15 protein-coding genes, 1 tRNA gene, 1 rRNA gene and 1 other annotated feature are annotated in these 17,019 nt (G+C 53.3%); of the genes, 8 read left to right on the forward strand and 9 right to left on the reverse strand.

The window, feature by feature from the left end; genetic code table 11:
- Positions 1 to 28: 28 nt before the first annotated feature.
- The 5 genes from HV242_RS17405 to rluD form a co-directional block, all read right to left on the reverse strand.
- Positions 29 to 104, reverse strand: a tRNA-Glu gene (locus tag HV242_RS17405).
- An 85-nt stretch (positions 105 to 189) separates the two neighbouring features.
- Positions 190 to 1,729: ribosomal RNA gene (locus HV242_RS17410) — 16S ribosomal RNA — on the reverse strand.
- 450 nt (positions 1,730 to 2,179) lie between these two features.
- Entirely contained in the window at positions 2,180 to 4,753 is a 2,574-nt protein-coding gene (gene clpB / locus HV242_RS17415; protein WP_032680474.1) for an ATP-dependent chaperone ClpB, read from the reverse strand.
- Positions 4,754 to 4,882: 129 nt separating this feature from the next.
- Positions 4,883 to 5,614, reverse strand: coding sequence for a purine nucleoside phosphorylase YfiH (gene yfiH, locus HV242_RS17420; RefSeq protein ID WP_020883923.1), 732 nt, complete (start codon positions 5,612 to 5,614; stop codon positions 4,883 to 4,885).
- Positions 5,611 to 6,591 carry a 23S rRNA pseudouridine(1911/1915/1917) synthase RluD gene (rluD, locus tag HV242_RS17425; RefSeq protein ID WP_014171235.1) on the reverse strand — a complete coding sequence of 327 codons (981 nt, stop codon included), beginning with the start codon at positions 6,589 to 6,591 and terminating at the stop codon, positions 5,611 to 5,613. Before rluD ends, yfiH begins: the two co-directional genes overlap by 4 nt.
- 131 nt (positions 6,592 to 6,722) lie before the next feature.
- Between rluD and bamD the strand changes: the two genes are divergently transcribed.
- The 4 genes from bamD (at position 6,723) to pheA (ending at position 9,488) form a co-directional block, all read left to right on the forward strand.
- Positions 6,723 to 7,460 carry an outer membrane protein assembly factor BamD gene (gene bamD / locus HV242_RS17430; RefSeq protein ID WP_013098339.1) on the forward strand — a complete coding sequence of 246 codons (738 nt, stop codon included), beginning with the start codon at positions 6,723 to 6,725 and terminating at the stop codon, positions 7,458 to 7,460.
- A 267-nt stretch (positions 7,461 to 7,727) separates the two neighbouring features.
- Entirely contained in the window at positions 7,728 to 8,069 is a 342-nt protein-coding gene (gene raiA / locus HV242_RS17435) for a ribosome-associated translation inhibitor RaiA (protein ID WP_003863162.1), read from the forward strand.
- Positions 8,070 to 8,172: 103 nt separating this feature from the next.
- Positions 8,173 to 8,298, forward strand: a sequence feature (Phe leader region).
- Positions 8,174 to 8,221 carry a pheA operon leader peptide PheL gene (pheL, locus tag HV242_RS17440; protein WP_001386991.1) on the forward strand — a complete coding sequence of 16 codons (48 nt, stop codon included), beginning with the start codon at positions 8,174 to 8,176 and terminating at the stop codon, positions 8,219 to 8,221. Its footprint overlaps the feature before it by 48 nt.
- 29 nt (positions 8,299 to 8,327) lie before the next feature.
- Positions 8,328 to 9,488, forward strand: coding sequence for a bifunctional chorismate mutase/prephenate dehydratase (gene pheA, locus HV242_RS17445; protein WP_020883922.1), 1,161 nt, complete (start codon positions 8,328 to 8,330; stop codon positions 9,486 to 9,488).
- Here pheA and HV242_RS17450 read toward each other — a convergent pair.
- From HV242_RS17450 to aroF, 3 genes are read right to left on the reverse strand one after another with little or no spacing between them, the layout of a single operon-like run.
- Positions 9,485 to 10,357, reverse strand: coding sequence for an SMP-30/gluconolactonase/LRE family protein (locus HV242_RS17450; protein WP_014171237.1), 873 nt, complete (start codon positions 10,355 to 10,357; stop codon positions 9,485 to 9,487). The two genes, pheA and HV242_RS17450, sit on opposite strands and share 4 nt — an antisense overlap.
- A gap of 60 nt (positions 10,358 to 10,417) precedes the next feature.
- A complete protein-coding gene (gene tyrA / locus HV242_RS17455) occupies positions 10,418 to 11,539 on the reverse strand; it encodes a bifunctional chorismate mutase/prephenate dehydrogenase (protein WP_014171239.1) in 1,122 nt (373 codons plus the stop codon).
- A 10-nt stretch (positions 11,540 to 11,549) separates the two neighbouring features.
- Entirely contained in the window at positions 11,550 to 12,620 is a 1,071-nt protein-coding gene (gene aroF, locus HV242_RS17460) for a 3-deoxy-7-phosphoheptulonate synthase AroF (RefSeq protein WP_020883920.1), read from the reverse strand.
- Positions 12,621 to 12,834: 214 nt separating this feature from the next.
- Between aroF and HV242_RS17465 the strand changes: the two genes are divergently transcribed.
- The 4 genes from HV242_RS17465 to HV242_RS17480 all read left to right on the forward strand — a co-directional run bounded on the left by HV242_RS17465 (position 12,835) and on the right by HV242_RS17480 (position 15,610).
- Entirely contained in the window at positions 12,835 to 13,209 is a 375-nt protein-coding gene (locus tag HV242_RS17465) for a DUF2799 domain-containing protein (protein WP_020883919.1), read from the forward strand.
- Positions 13,210 to 13,410: 201 nt separating this feature from the next.
- Entirely contained in the window at positions 13,411 to 13,899 is a 489-nt protein-coding gene (locus HV242_RS17470; protein WP_020883918.1) for a YfiR family protein, read from the forward strand.
- Complete coding sequence (gene dgcN, locus HV242_RS17475; RefSeq protein WP_020883917.1) at positions 13,892 to 15,112, forward strand: diguanylate cyclase DgcN; 1,221 nt, start codon at positions 13,892 to 13,894, stop codon at positions 15,110 to 15,112. The genes HV242_RS17470 and dgcN overlap by 8 nt, the downstream gene beginning before the upstream one ends.
- A 12-nt stretch (positions 15,113 to 15,124) precedes the next feature.
- Complete coding sequence (locus HV242_RS17480; protein WP_020883916.1) at positions 15,125 to 15,610, forward strand: OmpA family protein; 486 nt, start codon at positions 15,125 to 15,127, stop codon at positions 15,608 to 15,610.
- A 2-nt stretch (positions 15,611 to 15,612) separates the two neighbouring features.
- On the opposite strand, the gene HV242_RS17485 is transcribed toward HV242_RS17480, so the two are convergent.
- The gene (locus HV242_RS17485; RefSeq protein ID WP_020883915.1) at positions 15,613 to 16,983 is read right to left on the reverse strand and encodes a PepSY-associated TM helix domain-containing protein; all 1,371 of its coding nucleotides are present in this window, start codon (positions 16,981 to 16,983) and stop codon (positions 15,613 to 15,615) included.
- Positions 16,984 to 17,019: the final 36 nt, after the last annotated feature.

The following is a 17,019-nucleotide window of genomic DNA, read 5'->3' on the forward strand; positions in this document are numbered from 1 at the left end:
AGGTGACTTTCACTCACGAACCAGCAAGTGGCGTCCCCTAGGGGATTCGAACCCCTGTTACCGCCGTGAAAGGGCGGTGTCCTGGGCCTCTAGACGAAGGGGACACTGAAGTCTCAATCGCAAGACGCCTTGCTATTTACTTTTCATCAGACAATCTGTGTGAGCACTACAAAGGCAGGTTCTTTAAGGTAAGGAGGTGATCCAACCGCAGGTTCCCCTACGGTTACCTTGTTACGACTTCACCCCAGTCATGAATCACAAAGTGGTAAGCGCCCTCCCGAAGGTTAAGCTACCTACTTCTTTTGCAACCCACTCCCATGGTGTGACGGGCGGTGTGTACAAGGCCCGGGAACGTATTCACCGTAGCATTCTGATCTACGATTACTAGCGATTCCGACTTCATGGAGTCGAGTTGCAGACTCCAATCCGGACTACGACGCACTTTATGAGGTCCGCTTGCTCTCGCGAGTTCGCTTCTCTTTGTATGCGCCATTGTAGCACGTGTGTAGCCCTACTCGTAAGGGCCATGATGACTTGACGTCATCCCCACCTTCCTCCAGTTTATCACTGGCAGTCTCCTTTGAGTTCCCGGCCGGACCGCTGGCAACAAAGGATAAGGGTTGCGCTCGTTGCGGGACTTAACCCAACATTTCACAACACGAGCTGACGACAGCCATGCAGCACCTGTCTCAGAGTTCCCGAAGGCACCAAAGCATCTCTGCTAAGTTCTCTGGATGTCAAGAGTAGGTAAGGTTCTTCGCGTTGCATCGAATTAAACCACATGCTCCACCGCTTGTGCGGGCCCCCGTCAATTCATTTGAGTTTTAACCTTGCGGCCGTACTCCCCAGGCGGTCGACTTAACGCGTTAGCTCCGGAAGCCACGCCTCAAGGGCACAACCTCCAAGTCGACATCGTTTACGGCGTGGACTACCAGGGTATCTAATCCTGTTTGCTCCCCACGCTTTCGCACCTGAGCGTCAGTCTTTGTCCAGGGGGCCGCCTTCGCCACCGGTATTCCTCCAGATCTCTACGCATTTCACCGCTACACCTGGAATTCTACCCCCCTCTACAAGACTCTAGCCTGCCAGTTTCGAATGCAGTTCCCAGGTTGAGCCCGGGGATTTCACATCCGACTTGACAGACCGCCTGCGTGCGCTTTACGCCCAGTAATTCCGATTAACGCTTGCACCCTCCGTATTACCGCGGCTGCTGGCACGGAGTTAGCCGGTGCTTCTTCTGCGGGTAACGTCAATTGCTGCGGTTATTAACCACAACACCTTCCTCCCCGCTGAAAGTACTTTACAACCCGAAGGCCTTCTTCATACACGCGGCATGGCTGCATCAGGCTTGCGCCCATTGTGCAATATTCCCCACTGCTGCCTCCCGTAGGAGTCTGGACCGTGTCTCAGTTCCAGTGTGGCTGGTCATCCTCTCAGACCAGCTAGGGATCGTCGCCTAGGTGAGCCGTTACCCCACCTACTAGCTAATCCCATCTGGGCACATCTGATGGCAAGAGGCCCGAAGGTCCCCCTCTTTGGTCTTGCGACGTTATGCGGTATTAGCTACCGTTTCCAGTAGTTATCCCCCTCCATCAGGCAGTTTCCCAGACATTACTCACCCGTCCGCCACTCGTCACCCGAGAGCAAGCTCTCTGTGCTACCGTTCGACTTGCATGTGTTAGGCCTGCCGCCAGCGTTCAATCTGAGCCATGATCAAACTCTTCAATTTAAGTTTGATGCTCGTGAATTAAACTTCGTAATGAATTACGTATGTTCACTCAGAGACTTGGTATTCATTTTTCGTCCGAGGACGTTAAGAATCCATGTCACTTTGAGTGCCCACACAGATTGTCTGATAAATTGTTAAAGAGCAGTGCCGCTTCGCTTTCGCTGCGGCGCGGGGTGTGCATATTACGCTTTCCCGCTTCAGAGTCAAGCATTTATTTTCGCTTATCTCTGTTGGTGTTCATCTCTGAACCCCGCTAACCCGGCGGCGTGTGTGCCGTTGTTCCGTGTCAGTGGAGGCGCATTATAGGGGGTAATTCTGAAGCTGCAAGGATAAAGTGAAAATTATTTACTGACTGCTCACTTTCCAGGCAATTTGCATCCCAGACCTCAATTCTGGCCTGGTTTTTAAACAAAAACGAGCCGCAAGCGGCCCGTTTTTGCGTTTTGTGACTTACTGCACTGCCACAATTTTGTCGTCGTTGGCTTCCAGACGGATAACTTTGCCCGGAATCAGCTCCCCGGAGAGTATCTGCTGCGCCAGTGGGTTTTCGATCTGTTGCTGGATTGCGCGTTTCAGCGGACGCGCCCCATAAACCGGATCGTACCCATTTGCGCTCAAGAGCTTCAGCGCATCATCGGAGATGTGAATTTCATATCCACGCTCTTCCAGACGTTTATACAGACGCTGCAGCTGAATCTGCGCAATCGACGCAATATGTTTCTCACCCAGAGGATGGAACACTACCACTTCATCAATACGGTTAATGAACTCTGGACGGAAGCTATGGCTTACCACACCCATCACCAGATCCTTCATATGGCCGTAGTCCAGTTCACCGAAACGTTCCTGAATCAAATCGGAACCCAGGTTCGAGGTCATGATCACTACCGTGTTACGGAAGTCGACCGTTCTCCCCTGTCCGTCAGTCAGCCGTCCATCGTCAAGAACCTGCAGCAGAATGTTGAACACATCCGGATGCGCTTTTTCCACTTCATCCAGCAGGATGACGGAATAAGGACGACGGCGCACCGCTTCTGTCAGGTAGCCACCTTCTTCATAACCCACATATCCTGGAGGCGCACCAACCAGTCGCGAAACGGAGTGTTTCTCCATAAACTCGGACATATCGATACGGACCATCGCGTCATCGCTGTCAAACATGAAGTTAGCCAGCGCCTTACACAGTTCGGTTTTACCGACCCCCGTAGGCCCCAAGAACAGGAACGAACCGATTGGACGATTAGGATCAGACAACCCTGCACGGCTACGGCGAATGGCATTAGAGACCGCTTCAACCGCCTCGTTCTGACCAATCACGCGCTGATGCAGATCCTGCTCCATGCGCAGCAGTTTGTCGCGTTCGCTTTCCATCATGCGCGCAACCGGAATACCGGTCCAGCGAGCCAGCACTTCAGCGATCTCCTCATCCGTTACTTTGTTTCGTAACAGACGCATCGTTTTGCCTTCCGATTGCGTGGCGATCTCAAGCTGTTTCTCAAGCTCAGGAATTTTGCCGTACTGCAGTTCAGACATTCGCGCCAGGTCACCCACACGACGCGCTTGCTCAATGGCAATTTTCGCCTGTTCCAGTTCAGCTTTAATTGTCTGAGTACCCGAGAGTGATGCTTTCTCCGCTTTCCACTCTTCTTCCAGCTCAGAGTACTGACGCTCTTTATCGTCCAGTTCTTCGTTGAGCATATCCAGCCGTTTCTTACTGGCTTCATCAGACTCTTTCTTCAGTGCCTGCTGTTCCAGTTTGAGCTGGATAATGCGACGGTCAAGCCTGTCCAGCTCTTCCGGTTTCGAGTCAATCTGCATACGAATGCTCGAGGCCGCTTCATCAATAAGGTCGATTGCTTTATCGGGCAATTGACGGTCAGCGATATAACGATGCGAAAGCGTGGCCGCTGCAACAATCGCCGGGTCAGTAATCTGCACATGGTGGTGCAGTTCATAACGTTCTTTCAGCCCACGCAAAATCGCGATGGTATCTTCAACGCTTGGCTCAGCAACAAACACTTTCTGGAAACGACGCTCCAGCGCAGCATCTTTTTCGATATACTGACGGTACTCATCCAGCGTGGTAGCCCCTACGCAGTGAAGCTCCCCACGAGCCAGGGCTGGTTTCAGCATGTTACCGGCATCCATCGCGCCGTCCGCTTTACCTGCGCCGACCATGGTGTGCAGTTCGTCAATAAACAGGATGACGTTGCCTTCCTGTTTCGCCAGGTCGTTAAGCACGCCTTTCAGACGCTCTTCGAACTCACCGCGGTATTTCGCCCCGGCCACCAGCGCCCCCATGTCGAGCGCCAGTACACGACGACCTTTCAGCCCTTCCGGCACTTCACCGTTCACAATGCGCTGCGCCAGACCTTCGACGATGGCGGTTTTACCGACCCCCGGCTCACCAATCAGCACCGGGTTGTTTTTGGTACGACGCTGCAGTACCTGGATAGTACGGCGAATCTCTTCATCACGGCCGATCACCGGGTCAAGCTTGCCCTGCTCGGCACGCTCGGTCAGGTCGACCGTAAATTTTTTCAAAGCCTGACGTTGGTCTTCGGCTCCCTGATCGTTCACGCTTTCACCTCCGCGCATTTTCTCAATCGCCTGAGTCACATTGGCGGTGGTTGCGCCGGCAGATTTCAGCAGGTCGGTCAAGGTACCGCGTGATTCAAGCGCCGCCAGAACGAAAAGTTCTGACGAAATAAAGTTGTCCCCACGTTTTTGCGCCAGCTTGTCGCAAAGATTCAGCACACGCACCAGATCCTGAGACGGCTGAACGTCGCCACCGGTACCTTCTACCTGGGGTAAACGGCTCAAGGCCTGATCGATGGCGGTGCGTAACTGGCCAGCATTAATGCCGGCAGACGTTAATAACGGACGTACCGATCCCCCTTCCTGATTCAACAAGGCGCTCATTAAATGAAGAGGTTCGATGAATTGGTTGTCGTGCCCCAGTGCAAGGGACTGGGCATCGGCGAGAGCAAGCTGGAATTTATTAGTAAGACGATCCAGACGCATAACTCCTCCCATAACAGGTCAAATTTGCTACTGGAGATTAAATGAGGTCATCCCTCAATTATTCAAGGTTAATGACCTGAATTATGTGAAAAGAAAACGGCACGTTCCGGATCGTCTTGATTCTTTAGGTTATATCAGCCAAATAAAACTTGCCATACGACCTGTCGTCTTGTCGCGGCGATAAGAGAAAAAATCACCCTTTTCGGTGAAGGTACAGCGATCGCCGCCGAAGATCTGCGTCACGCCGACATTATTCAGGCGCTGGCGGGCCAACAGGTAAATATCGGCCAGATATTTTTCACCGGCAGGAAGGAAAGCATCCGCGGCTTGCAGATCTTTCTCCATAAAAGCTTCGCGGACCTCGGGCCCCACTTCAAACGCACGAGGACCAATGGCCGGGCCGAGCCAGGCCATGATATTCGCAGGGTCATCTTTAAAGCAGGCGACGGTCTCTTCGAGCACACCTTCACACAGACCACGCCAGCCTGCATGCGCTGCTGCTACCTCGGTACCGGCACGGTTACAGAACAGAACCGGCAGGCAATCGGCAGTCATTACCGCACATACCGTTCCCGGGGTATCACTGTAAGACGCATCGGCCCGTTTAGACGCATAGGGTTCGCCCGTTAACGGCAGTACCGTTTTACCGTGAACCTGTTCCAGCCAGACCGGTTTCGACGGTAAATTCCCGGCAGCAAACAGGCGTTTGCGGTTTTCTTCAACGTGCTCCAGGTTGTCACCACAGTGTGCGCCGAGATTCAAAGATTCCCACGCGCCCTGGCTCACACCGCCGATACGGGTTGAACTGCAGGCAGCCACGCCCTCAGGCAGTGGCCACTCCGGGACAATCAGTTTGGTCATAACCAGTCCACTTGATCTTTATGTTCTTCAAAATCAACACGCATGGCGTCAATAAGGTCGACCATATCCTGTGGGATCGGCGCGTGCCATTCCATCTGAATACCGGTGATAGGATGGTAAAGACGCAGCATCGTTGCGTGCAGCGCCTGGCGATCAAACTTACGCAGTACGCTAATGAACTCATCCGATGCACCTTTTGGCGGACGCGGACGACCACCGTAGACCTGATCGCCCACCAGCGGATGGGTAATGTGCGCCATATGAACACGGATCTGGTGAGTACGACCGGTTTCCAGACGCAGACGCAGACGCGTATGAATGCGGAAATGTTCCATAATGCGGTAGTGCGTCACCGCTGGCTTACCCATCGGGTGCACCGACATATGGGTACGTTTGGTTGGGTGACGGCTGATAGGTTCTTCCACCGTACCGCCAGCGGTCATATGACCAATGGCCACCGCTTCATATTCGCGGGTGATTTCACGCAGCTGCAGAGATTCCACCAGACGTGTCTGAGCTGGAACGGTCTTTGCCACCACCATCAGACCCGTGGTGTCTTTATCCAGACGGTGAACGATGCCGGCGCGCGGAACATCCACGATAGGCGGGTAATAATGGAGAAGTGCGTTAAGGACCGTGCCATCAGGATTCCCCGCGCCCGGATGAACAACCAGGTCACGTGGCTTGTTGATCACCAGGATGTCATCATCTTCATAGACGATGTTCAGCGGGATATCCTGCGGCTCGAAGCGGATATCCTCTTCGATTTCAGCATTGATGGCGACGGCTTCCCCACCTAACACTTTCTCTTTTGGTTTGTCCCAGATCTTGCCGTTTACCAGCACGCGCTGGTCAAGGATCCATTCTTTTATGCGTGAACGCGAATAATCAGGGAACAATTCGGCCAAAGCCTGATCTAAGCGTTGACCGAGCTGATTTTCGGAGACTGTTGCGGTGAGTTCTACTCGTTGTGCCATAAACTGCTTCTTCGTTTAACGTTGGGTTTTACGGCTTTGCCGTTTAATATAGTGTGCTATTGTAGCTGGTCTTAATCGGGAGCAGGAACAGAGTTTCTCCCGGACAAACATTTGAGGAAAGTCAAAACGTCATGACGCGCATGAAATATCTGGTGGCAGCGGCCACGTTGAGCCTGGCTTTGGTGGGCTGCTCCGGTTCAAATGAACAGGTCCCTGACAATCCGCCGAATGAAATCTATGCGACTGCACAACAAAAGTTGCAGGACGGTAACTGGAAACAAGCGATAACGCAACTGGAAGCGTTGGATAATCGCTATCCATTTGGTCCGTATTCGCAGCAGGTACAGTTAGATCTCATCTATGCCTACTATAAAAATGCCGATCTGCCGCTGGCTCAGGCAACCATCGATCGTTTCATGCGTCTGAACCCGACTCATCCTAACATCGATTACGTCATGTACATGCGCGGTCTTACCAACATGGCGCTGGACGACAGTGCCCTGCAAGGTTTCTTCGGTGTGGATCGTTCTGACCGTGACCCGCAGCATGCGCGTGATGCTTTCAACGACTTCTCTAAACTGGTGCGCGGCTACCCGAACAGCCAGTACGTCACTGACGCGACCAAACGTCTGGTGTTCCTGAAAGATCGTCTGGCGAAATACGAATACTCCGTTGCGGAATACTATACCCGCCGTGGCGCATGGGTTGCCGTGGTTAATCGTGTAGAAGGTATGTTGCGTGATTACCCGGATACACAGGCAACGCGTGATGGCCTGAAGCTGATGGAAAATGCTTACCGTCAGATGCAGATGACCGCACAGGCTGACAAAGTGGCGAAAATCATCGCCGCGAACAGCAGCAACACCTGATATTGCCTCAAAGCAAAACGGCAGCCTTCGGGCTGCCGTTTTTTTATGCGTTCAGAGATCAGCTGAAGCGGTTTAGCCTCAACACATCCTATCAACTATGACCGCAAATCGGGCCTTCCACAAGGTAAATATCACCTCTTCCTGCCCTGCCTCACAAAAAACATTCCCTGACAAAAACCGACAAAATAACGTGATCTAAATCACACATTTTGACATTAGGACAGGTATGCTGGAATCACCAAGACGGAAAGACAAGAGGTAAAATTTATGACAATGAACATTACCAGTAAACAAATGGAAATTACTCCGGCAATCCGCCAACACGTCGCAGACCGTCTCGCCAAACTGGATAAATGGCAAACACATTTGATTAACCCACATATCATCCTGTCCAAGGAGCCGCAAGGTTTCATCGCTGACGCAACTATCAATACTCCAAACGGCCATCTGGTCGCCAGCGCAAAACATGAGGATATGTACACCGCTATTAACGATTTGATCAACAAGCTGGAACGGCAGCTCAATAAAGTGCAACACAAAGGTGAAGCCCGTCGCGCCGCAACGTCGGTGAAAGACGCCAGCTTCGCGGAAGAAGTTGAAGAAGAGTAATCCTTTAAATTGAGTTTACCGCCAACGCGCCTTCGGGCGCGTTTTTTATTGACAGCGTGAAAACAGTACGGGTACTTTAACGGTATCAACGACAGGATGATTTCATGAAACACACACCGTTTTTCTTCGCATTCTTTTTTACCTTCCCCTGATTGGGAGGCGTTTCGTCGTGTGATAAAGAATTCGAAGACGAACAACAAGGCCTCCCACACCGGGAGGCCTTTTTTATTAATAACGATAAACGAGACAGGCAACACTATGACACCGGAAAACCCGTTACTGGACCTGCGAGTGAAAATCAGCGCACTGGACGAAAAATTACTGGCCCTGCTGGCAGAACGTCGCACACTCGCCATCGAAGTGGGAAAAGCCAAGCTGGACTCCCATCGGCCGGTGCGTGATATTGACCGTGAACGCGACCTGCTGGAACGCCTGATTCAGCTAGGCAAAGCGCACCACCTCGACGCCCATTACATCACCCGTTTGTTCCAGCTCATCATCGAAGACTCCGTTCTGACCCAGCAAGCGCTACTCCAGCAGCATCTGAATAAAACGAACCCGCACTCTGCACGTGTCGCCTTCCTCGGCCCAAAAGGCTCTTACTCTCACCTTGCCGCACGCCAGTACGCAGCGCGTCATTTCGAAGAGTTTATTGAAAGCGGCTGCGCAAAATTTGCTGATATTTTCAATCAGGTCGAAACCGGACAGGCGGATTACGCCGTCGTACCGATTGAAAACACCAGCTCAGGCGCCATTAACGACGTGTACGATCTTCTGCAGCACACTACGCTGTCGCTGGTTGGCGAGATGACCATCCCTATCGATCACTGCGTACTGGTCTCTGGCTCAACCGACCTGAGCCAAATCGAGACGGTGTACAGTCACCCACAACCGTTCCAGCAGTGCAGTCAATTCCTCAACCGTTATCCGAACTGGAAAATTGAGTACACCGAAAGCACTTCTGCGGCGATGGAAAAAGTGATGCAGGCAAATTCCCCGACGGTGGCCGCGCTTGGCAGCGAGGCGGGCGGAGCGCTGTATGGCCTGCAGGTACTGGAACGCAACCTGGCGAACCAGACGCAAAATATCACCCGCTTCGTGGTACTGGCCCGTAAAGCCATCAATGTCTCTGAGCAGGTTCCGGCTAAAACGACACTGCTGATGGCGACCGGGCAGCAGGCGGGTGCGCTGGTTGAGGCCCTGCTGGTACTGCGTAACCACAACCTGATCATGACGAAGCTGGAATCTCGCCCGATTCATGGTAATCCGTGGGAAGAGATGTTCTATCTGGATATCCAGGCCAACCTGGAATCTGCATCCATGCAGAAAGCCCTGCGTGAACTGGGTGAAATCACCCGCTCAATGAAAGTGCTTGGCTGCTATCCGAGCGAAAACGTCGTGCCGGTTGACCCCGCTTAACGTTCGATAAAGCGGCTTTTCTTCATCCCTGCCACGCTGACGGGCAGGGTGAAGATGGCGCCGGAGAGCGGATACTGCGCCACTTCATCCGCATCCATATTTTCCCGCGTGGTCGTGATAAACAGGGTCTTCATATCCTCGCCGCCAAAGCAGACCATCGTCGGACAACGAACCGGCATGCGATGCTCTTCCAGTTGTTCCCCTTGCGGTGAAAAGCGTGCGATACGCCAGCCATCAAACATTGCGCTCCAGTAGCAGCCTTCTTCATCCATCGCAGCACCGTCGGGTATGCCCTCCCCCTCTTTAAAGCGGCGGAATATCTCGCGTTTCCCCGGCTCACCTTGCTCATCAAGCGGCGTGCGGTAGATAACGCCATTTGGCGTGTCAGAGGTGAACATCCACTGTTTGTCCGGGCTGAATGCCAGACCGTTGTGCCCGTGAATATCACACTGGATCACTTTCGGCGTCAGGTCATTATCGATACGCATCAGCATGGCGCCGTTGTAATCCCCAGGTCCCCAGAAGGTTCCCGCATAGAACCGTCCATGATGATCGGTACCTCCATCATTAAAACGCGCCAGTTGCGGGTTAGAGGGGTTATCACACACCTTGCGCTGGAGCAGGCCGTGCTTGTCAGCAAGCCAGATGCCATTGCGCATCGCGACGATAAAGCCGCCACGCTCACGCAGAGCGAAACAGCCTACTTCTTCATGGAAAGAGAGTACCGTGTGTTCCGCGGTGGGCAGATGATAACGGTGGATCTCCCCCTCCAGAATATCTGCCCAGTAGAGCGCATGCTCTTCGGCACTCCACGTCGGACATTCGGGCAGATGCCCGGTGTAATTCAACAGCGGCTGCGGTTCGGCCATAACAGTTCCCCAAAATGAAAAAAGCCAGCATTGCTGGCTTTTAGTATATACATCATCGCATTACTGGCGACTGTCATTTGCCTGACGCAAAAGCGTGCGGCTCTCACTCTGAAAACGTTGCGCATAATCGCCAAACCAGTGCTCGACTTTACGGAAGCTGTCGATAAACGCCTGCTTATCGCCATGCTCCAGCAAGGTGATCGCTTCACCAAACCGCTGGTAATAACGTTTGATAAGCGCCAGGTTGTTCTCAGAGGACATAATAATGTCGGCGTAAAGCTGCGGATCCTGAGCGAACAAACGCCCGACCATCGCCAACTCCAGGCGATAGATCGGCGAAGAGAGCGCCAGCAGCTGTTCAAGCTGCACATTCTCTTCCGCCAGATGCAAACCGTAGGCAAAGGTCGCAAAATGGCGCAGCGCCTGAATGAACGCCATGTTCTGATCGTGCTCTACCGCGCTGATCCGGTGCAACCTGGCACCCCATACCTGAATCTGTTCCAGGAACCACTGATAGGCCTCCGGCTGACGACCATCGCAGTACACCACAACCTGCTTCGCCAGGCTGCCACTGTCCGGACCAAACATCGGGTGCAGGCCAAGCACCGGGCCAGTATGCGCCGCCAGCATCGCCTGCAGGGGGCCATTTTTGACCGATGCAAGGTCAACCAGGATGCAATCTTTCGGCAACGGTGGAAGCTTGCCGATGATCTGCTCCGTCACGTGGATAGGCACGCTGACGATAACCATCCCCGCATCGGCCATCAGCGCTGGCGCGTGTTCCCAGTCCTCTTTTTCCAGAATGCGAACCTGATAACCAGAAAGCGTCAGCATTTTTTCAAACAGGCGCCCCATCTGGCCCGCACCACCCACAATAACCACCGGGCGCAAGGACGGACAGAGGGTTTTGAAGCCCTTATCGTTTTCGCTGGAATAGGATTCCCGCATTACGCGACGCAAGACATCTTCAATCAGATCCGGCGAGACGCCCAGCGCCTGGGCCTCTTTGCGCCGCGAGGCCAGCATGGATGCCTCACGCTCCGGGACGTAAATCGGCAGGCCGTATTTGCTTTTTACCTCACCCACTTCGGCAACCAGAGCCATACGGCGCGCCAGCAGGTCCAGCAACGCCTTATCTACTTCATCAATTTGATCGCGTAACGCGGTCAATTCAGCAACCATAACTACCCTCTTAAGCCAGACGCGTCGCCAGCTGGCCGCTTAAATCTTTATGGATCTCACGCAGCAGCGCGTCGGTGGTTTCCCAGCTGATGCAGGCATCCGTGACGGATACGCCGTGCTTCATTGCGCTGCGCGGTTGTTCAGATGACTGATTGCCTTCATGAATATTGCTCTCAATCATCAGACCGATAATAGAACGGTTGCCGTCTTTTATCTGTGCCACCACAGATTCCGCAACCGCAGGCTGACGACGGTAATCTTTATTCGAATTACCATGACTGCAATCTACCATCAGTGCCGGGCGCAGTCCCGCCTGCTCCATCTCTTTTTCACACTGTGCCACATCTGCCGGGCTGTAGTTCGGTGCTTTACCACCGCGCAGGATCACGTGACCATCCGGGTTACCCTGCGTTTGCAGGAGGCAAACCTGCCCCGCCTGGTTAATGCCAACAAAACGGTGCGGCATTGCCGCGGCACGCATGGCGTTAATTGCAGTGGCCAGGCTGCCATCGGTACCGTTTTTAAAACCAACCGGCATCGACAGGCCAGACGCCATCTCGCGGTGGGTTTGTGATTCCGTGGTACGTGCCCCAATGGCAGACCAGCTAAACAGGTCGCCCAGGTACTGCGGGCTGTTCGGATCCAGCGCTTCAGTGGCCAGCGGCAGCCCCATGCTGACCAGCTCCACCAGCAGACGACGCGCAATTTTCAGTCCTGCTTCCACATCAAACGAGCCATCCATGTGCGGATCGTTAATCAACCCTTTCCAGCCAACGGTGGTACGTGGCTTCTCAAAATAGACGCGCATTACCAGATAGAGGCTATCGCTGACCTCCTCCGCTAATGTTTTAAATCGACGAGCGTACTCAATGGCGGCTTCAGGATCGTGAATAGAACAAGGACCACATACCACCAGCAGGCGCGGATCGCGGCCAGCGATAATGTCTGAAATGGTCTGACGCGAGTGCTCAATTTGAGCCTCCTGCGCGATGCTCAGCGGGAATTCCGCTTTCAGTTGATCCGGAGTAATCAAAATCTGTTCGTCAGTGATGTGTACGTTGTTCAGCGCGTCTTTTTGCATGATTGCGATCCTGTAAAGCTCGTTTGCGATAGTTGTTTTCCTCGAAGAGGTGAAACAACGATACCATAACAAGTAAAGATTTCAATCCAAAATACGTACACTTTTCTTTACGATCGCCAATTTATTGCAAAAATCAGCCGCCAGAACCGTAAACTTTAAATTACACCCTTACTTTCCGTTACCAGGCTATGCTGAAGAAAAAAGGAGAATGGCTATGCGTTCAATTGCTCTGGTGCTGTTGTCGCTCATTTTATCGGGTTGCCAAATCAATCCTTATACCTTCCACCCGGACTGGACCAGCCCCAGCTGGTTTGATGCAGGTAAAGAAGACGCCATGAATGGTCTGCCGGTTAAAGATAACCAGACGCTGGCCGATAATTTTAATGATCCGCATGTTGATCGTAGTGAATATCTCCGGGGATATGCAGACGGACAGAAGAAAGTGTGTGAAGAAGGTTTTCTCCACGCCTGGGGATTAGCGGGCAAATCTTTTCCTGCCAGCTGCGATACTGCTGAAAATGCAGCAAAACTGCACGAGTCATGGCAAAAAGGCATGGATGAAAGCATGCGCTCCAGCAGACTTAATTAAGCCTCTTTTTATTCACCGGAATATAACAAAGTGTAGGATTTAGCTTAGGTCGAGGCAGGGAAAATTCTGACATAATGACGGCTTTGGTAAACAATGGTATTCTGCCCACAACTCTTAAGGACATCTATTTCCGGAGCGAAGTGGCGGATTCTGGTGAGAAATTTATCCTTGATCTCTTTTTTCCGACTCACTCTGGTGCTAATGCTGTTCCTTATGGTGGGCGCAGCGGCGGCAGGCACGTTCACCGAAACCGATAAATCGGTACGTTCGATCGTTTCAGGTATTGTGAGCTACACCCGATGGCCGTCACTTTCCGGCCAGCCAAAACTCTGTGTTTATGCTTCTTCTCACTACACGCATGCACTCACCAGCAAGGACGGGCAAAGCGAATTACCTTATACCCCCGTTATTGTGCGTAACGATCAGGAAGCCCTGTCCGCGACGTGTGATGCTATTTATTTCGGGGCGGAATCCCCCGTAAAACAACGTGAATTAATAAGTCAGTATCAGGGCAGAGCATTGCTATTAATCTCAGAGCAAAATCCGGAATGTATTATTGGCAGCGCCTTTTGCCTGATAATTGATCGCAACCATGTCCGGTTTTCCGTCAATCTGGATGCGCTGACTCGCAGTGGCGTGAGAGTCAATCCGGATGTATTAATGCTCGCACGGAATAAGCAGCATGGATAAAGATTTCACTTCAGCGCCACGTCCGACGTTTAAAAGAACACTCAGACGAATCAGCATGATAAGCGTCATCATCACGATGACATTAATATGGCTGCTCCTCTGTTTTGCCTCCGTCGTGACATTAAAGCAATACGCACAAAAGAATCTCGAATTAACCGGCGCCACCATGAGCCACAGCCTTGAAGCCTCCCTGGTGTTCAACGATTCAGTGGCAGCCAATGAAACGCTTGCCGCCCTTGGCAAACAGGGCCAGTTTGCCGTGGCTGAAGTCCTCAACGTGCACAAAAAACGCTTTGCGTACTGGTCGTGGAACCCGGCGGATAACAACGACACCCTGGGCGCACTGGTCAGCCGCTGGCTTTTCCCCGAGCCGATTTCCCAGCCCGTATTCCATAACGGCTCAACGATTGGCGAAATACGCCTTACCGCGCGTGACAGCCTGATAAGCCACTTCATCTGGATGTCGTTTGCCGTTCTCACCGGCTGTATTCTGTTTGCGACGGTGGTCGCACTGACCATTACGCAATCCTTGCATCACGGCATGGTTACAGCGCTGCAAAACATTACTGACGTCGTTCATGACGTACGCACTAACCGTAACTTCTCCCGACGGGTGAAAGACGGGCGCATTGAAGAATTTCACCAGTTTGGCGAGGACTTCAACAGCCTTCTGGATGAAATGGAGGAGTGGCAGCTTAAACTGCAGGCGAAAAACGCCCAGCTATTACGCACCGCCATGCACGACCCGCTGACGGGTCTTGCCAACCGTGCGGCGTTTCGTAACAGCATCGCGGCATTAATGAATGACCCCTCAGCAAAAACAAACTCGGCCCTGCTCTTCCTCGACGGTGATAATTTTAAGTTTATTAATGACACCTGGGGACACGCGGCAGGAGACTGTGTGCTGATTGAAGTCGCCAGAAGAATGGTCGAGTTCGGTGATAAGCGCCATCAGTCATACCGCCTTGGCGGCGACGAGTTTGCCATGGTGCTGTACGGCGTCCATTCAGAGCCTGAGGTTCAACATCTTTGTGCTGCCTTATCGCAGCAGTTTATCCGCCCGTTCGAATTGCATAACGGGCAAAAAGCATCAATGTCACTCAGTATTGGCTTTGCTCTGGCGTGGGAAAATGGTTCTGTGGAAGCATTACTGGAGAAAGCCGACCGCAATATGTACCAGGTTAAAAACCAGCGTACAAAAACGATAAATTAGAAGGGAAACGATATGTTAAAGCGATACTTCGCGCCGTTGTTATTAGCCTCAGTCGTGCTGGCAGGTTGCCAGTCACCGCCGCAAGGCAAGTTCACTCCTGAGCAGATTGCGGCGATGAAGTCTTACGGTTTTAACGAACTGAACGGCGACTGGTCTCTTGGCCTGTCAGATACCATCCTGTTTGATAAAAATGACGCCAGGCTGCGTGCGGAAAGTGAAACGCAGATCAAGACTATGGCCTCTCGCCTCGCGGCAACCGGCCTGAACCACGCGCGTATGGACGGTCACACGGACAACTACGGCGAAGAGCGCTACAACGAAGCGCTGTCATTGAAACGTGCAAATGCGGTAGCCGACGCCTGGGCGAAGGGAGCCAATATCCCACGCAGCAACCTCTCCACGCAGGGGTTAGGCAAAAAATACCCTGTTGCGAACAACAGTACTGCAAAAGGGCGCGCTGAAAACCGCCGGGTTGCGGTGGTGATCAGCACGCCATAAGGTTATTTAACCGATGATTCTGCGAGCGACACGCCTGTTGCCGCTCGCCAGCGCAGCCAGTCGACCAGCACAAACAGGGCCAGACTCACACCCATCACCGGCATCGCCAGCCCCAGCAGGACACTCACTATCGCCGTGACGGCTCTTCCCCATCCCGATAGCGCCAGCCAGCTCTGACAGAGCGTCTGAACCGGGTTCACGACCGATTGCGCCGGACGACGCATCCACCACATCCGGTATCCCCAGACGATCAGCACGCACAGGGCAATACCGAACGCGATCAGCAACAGCTGATTGGCCAGCCCAAACAAGATCCCCATGTGGAAATCCACGCCCCAGCGGGTCAGTTTTGCCATTAACGGGAAATCTTCAAACCGGGTTCTGTCCAGAATGTGCATGGCGTGCGGATCGACCGCCACCGCATCGACCTGAGTCGGCCAGCTACGATCGATTTCCGTCACGGTCCAGGCCTGTTCAGCCGTTTTCGCCGGGCGGATTTCGAGCTTGCTGGCATCTATACCCGCCGTACGGGCGGCATGCAGGACGTCATCAAAAAGCGTCGGATCCATCACCATCCCGGGCATCATCATCCCGCTATGATGCCCACGGTGCTCAGCGTGCTCGTCCATGATGGCAGGCACACCGGAGAGCGTAGTATTGACCTGCGGCGTAAGCCAGTTCATCCGGGCACGCAGTGTATCCACGTTACCGCCCGCCCACTGAGACCACGTCAGGCCTGTCGCTGAGAACAATAACATTCCCCCCAGTAACACCCAGCCCAGTGCCACATGCACACGACGGCGGTTCTGGAAACGGTTGTCCATCCGACGTTTTGGTCGGGTGTAAAACCACAGGGCGATTCCACCCAGCGCGGCAACCCACATCCAGGAGGCGGCCAGCTCGCTATAGAGACGCCCGACATCGCCAAGCATCAACGAGGTGTGCAGATAATCGATGGTCTGGCGCAACGGCAGAATGCCACTCGTGCCGTACACCGTCATATCGCCCCGCACCTCAAGGCTCACGGGATCCACAAAGATAGCGCGGTTCTCCGAGGGGCCAAGCGCCGGGTCAGCGAACATTACGCGGGTAGTATCACCGTCAACCAGCCCCGGACGAACGGCATGCAGGCGCAGATCTGAACCCACGGCGTTTTCCGCCACGGCAATCTGCTCGGCCAGAGGCTGCGCCTCTCCCACCGAATCCGTGTGCAACGCGTGCCGGTAAAGCGTGTTTTCCAGCTGCGGCGTCGCCACATACAGCGTACCGGTCAGCGCGGCGAAGAAGATAAACGGGCCAACAAACAGCCCGACATAGAAATGGAGTCGACGCAGCAGGTTTCCCCATGCCGCGCGCGGAGTGCAGGTAGTCATACTTTTCCTTTTTAAGGCAAAAAGTTATCGATTTTT

Source organism: Enterobacter sp. RHBSTW-00593, from assembly GCF_013784105.1.
Classification (GTDB): domain Bacteria; phylum Pseudomonadota; class Gammaproteobacteria; order Enterobacterales; family Enterobacteriaceae; genus Enterobacter; species Enterobacter ludwigii.

Bases quoted from the DNA above. Each gene is read 5' to 3' on its own strand.
- tyrA (WP_014171239.1), bottom strand. From the start codon at position 11,539: ATGGTTGCTGAATTGACCGCGTTACGCGATCAAATTGATGAAGTAGAT.
- bamD (WP_013098339.1), top strand. From the start codon at position 6,723: ATGACGCGCATGAAATATCTGGTGGCAGCGGCCACGTTGAGCCTGGCT.
- HV242_RS17485 (WP_020883915.1), bottom strand. From the start codon at position 16,983: ATGACTACCTGCACTCCGCGCGCGGCATGGGGAAACCTGCTGCGTCGA.
- aroF (WP_020883920.1), bottom strand. From the start codon at position 12,620: ATGCAAAAAGACGCGCTGAACAACGTACACATCACTGACGAACAGATT.
- rluD (WP_014171235.1), bottom strand. From the start codon at position 6,591: ATGGCACAACGAGTAGAACTCACCGCAACAGTCTCCGAAAATCAGCTC.
- clpB (WP_032680474.1), bottom strand. From the start codon at position 4,753: ATGCGTCTGGATCGTCTTACTAATAAATTCCAGCTTGCTCTCGCCGAT.
- HV242_RS17465 (WP_020883919.1), top strand. From the start codon at position 12,835: ATGCGTTCAATTGCTCTGGTGCTGTTGTCGCTCATTTTATCGGGTTGC.
- HV242_RS17470 (WP_020883918.1), top strand. From the start codon at position 13,411: ATGCTGTTCCTTATGGTGGGCGCAGCGGCGGCAGGCACGTTCACCGAA.
- pheA (WP_020883922.1), top strand. From the start codon at position 8,328: ATGACACCGGAAAACCCGTTACTGGACCTGCGAGTGAAAATCAGCGCA.
- raiA (WP_003863162.1), top strand. From the start codon at position 7,728: ATGACAATGAACATTACCAGTAAACAAATGGAAATTACTCCGGCAATC.
- HV242_RS17450 (WP_014171237.1), bottom strand. From the start codon at position 10,357: ATGGCCGAACCGCAGCCGCTGTTGAATTACACCGGGCATCTGCCCGAA.
- dgcN (WP_020883917.1), top strand. From the start codon at position 13,892: ATGGATAAAGATTTCACTTCAGCGCCACGTCCGACGTTTAAAAGAACA.
- yfiH (WP_020883923.1), bottom strand. From the start codon at position 5,614: ATGACCAAACTGATTGTCCCGGAGTGGCCACTGCCTGAGGGCGTGGCT.
- HV242_RS17480 (WP_020883916.1), top strand. From the start codon at position 15,125: ATGTTAAAGCGATACTTCGCGCCGTTGTTATTAGCCTCAGTCGTGCTG.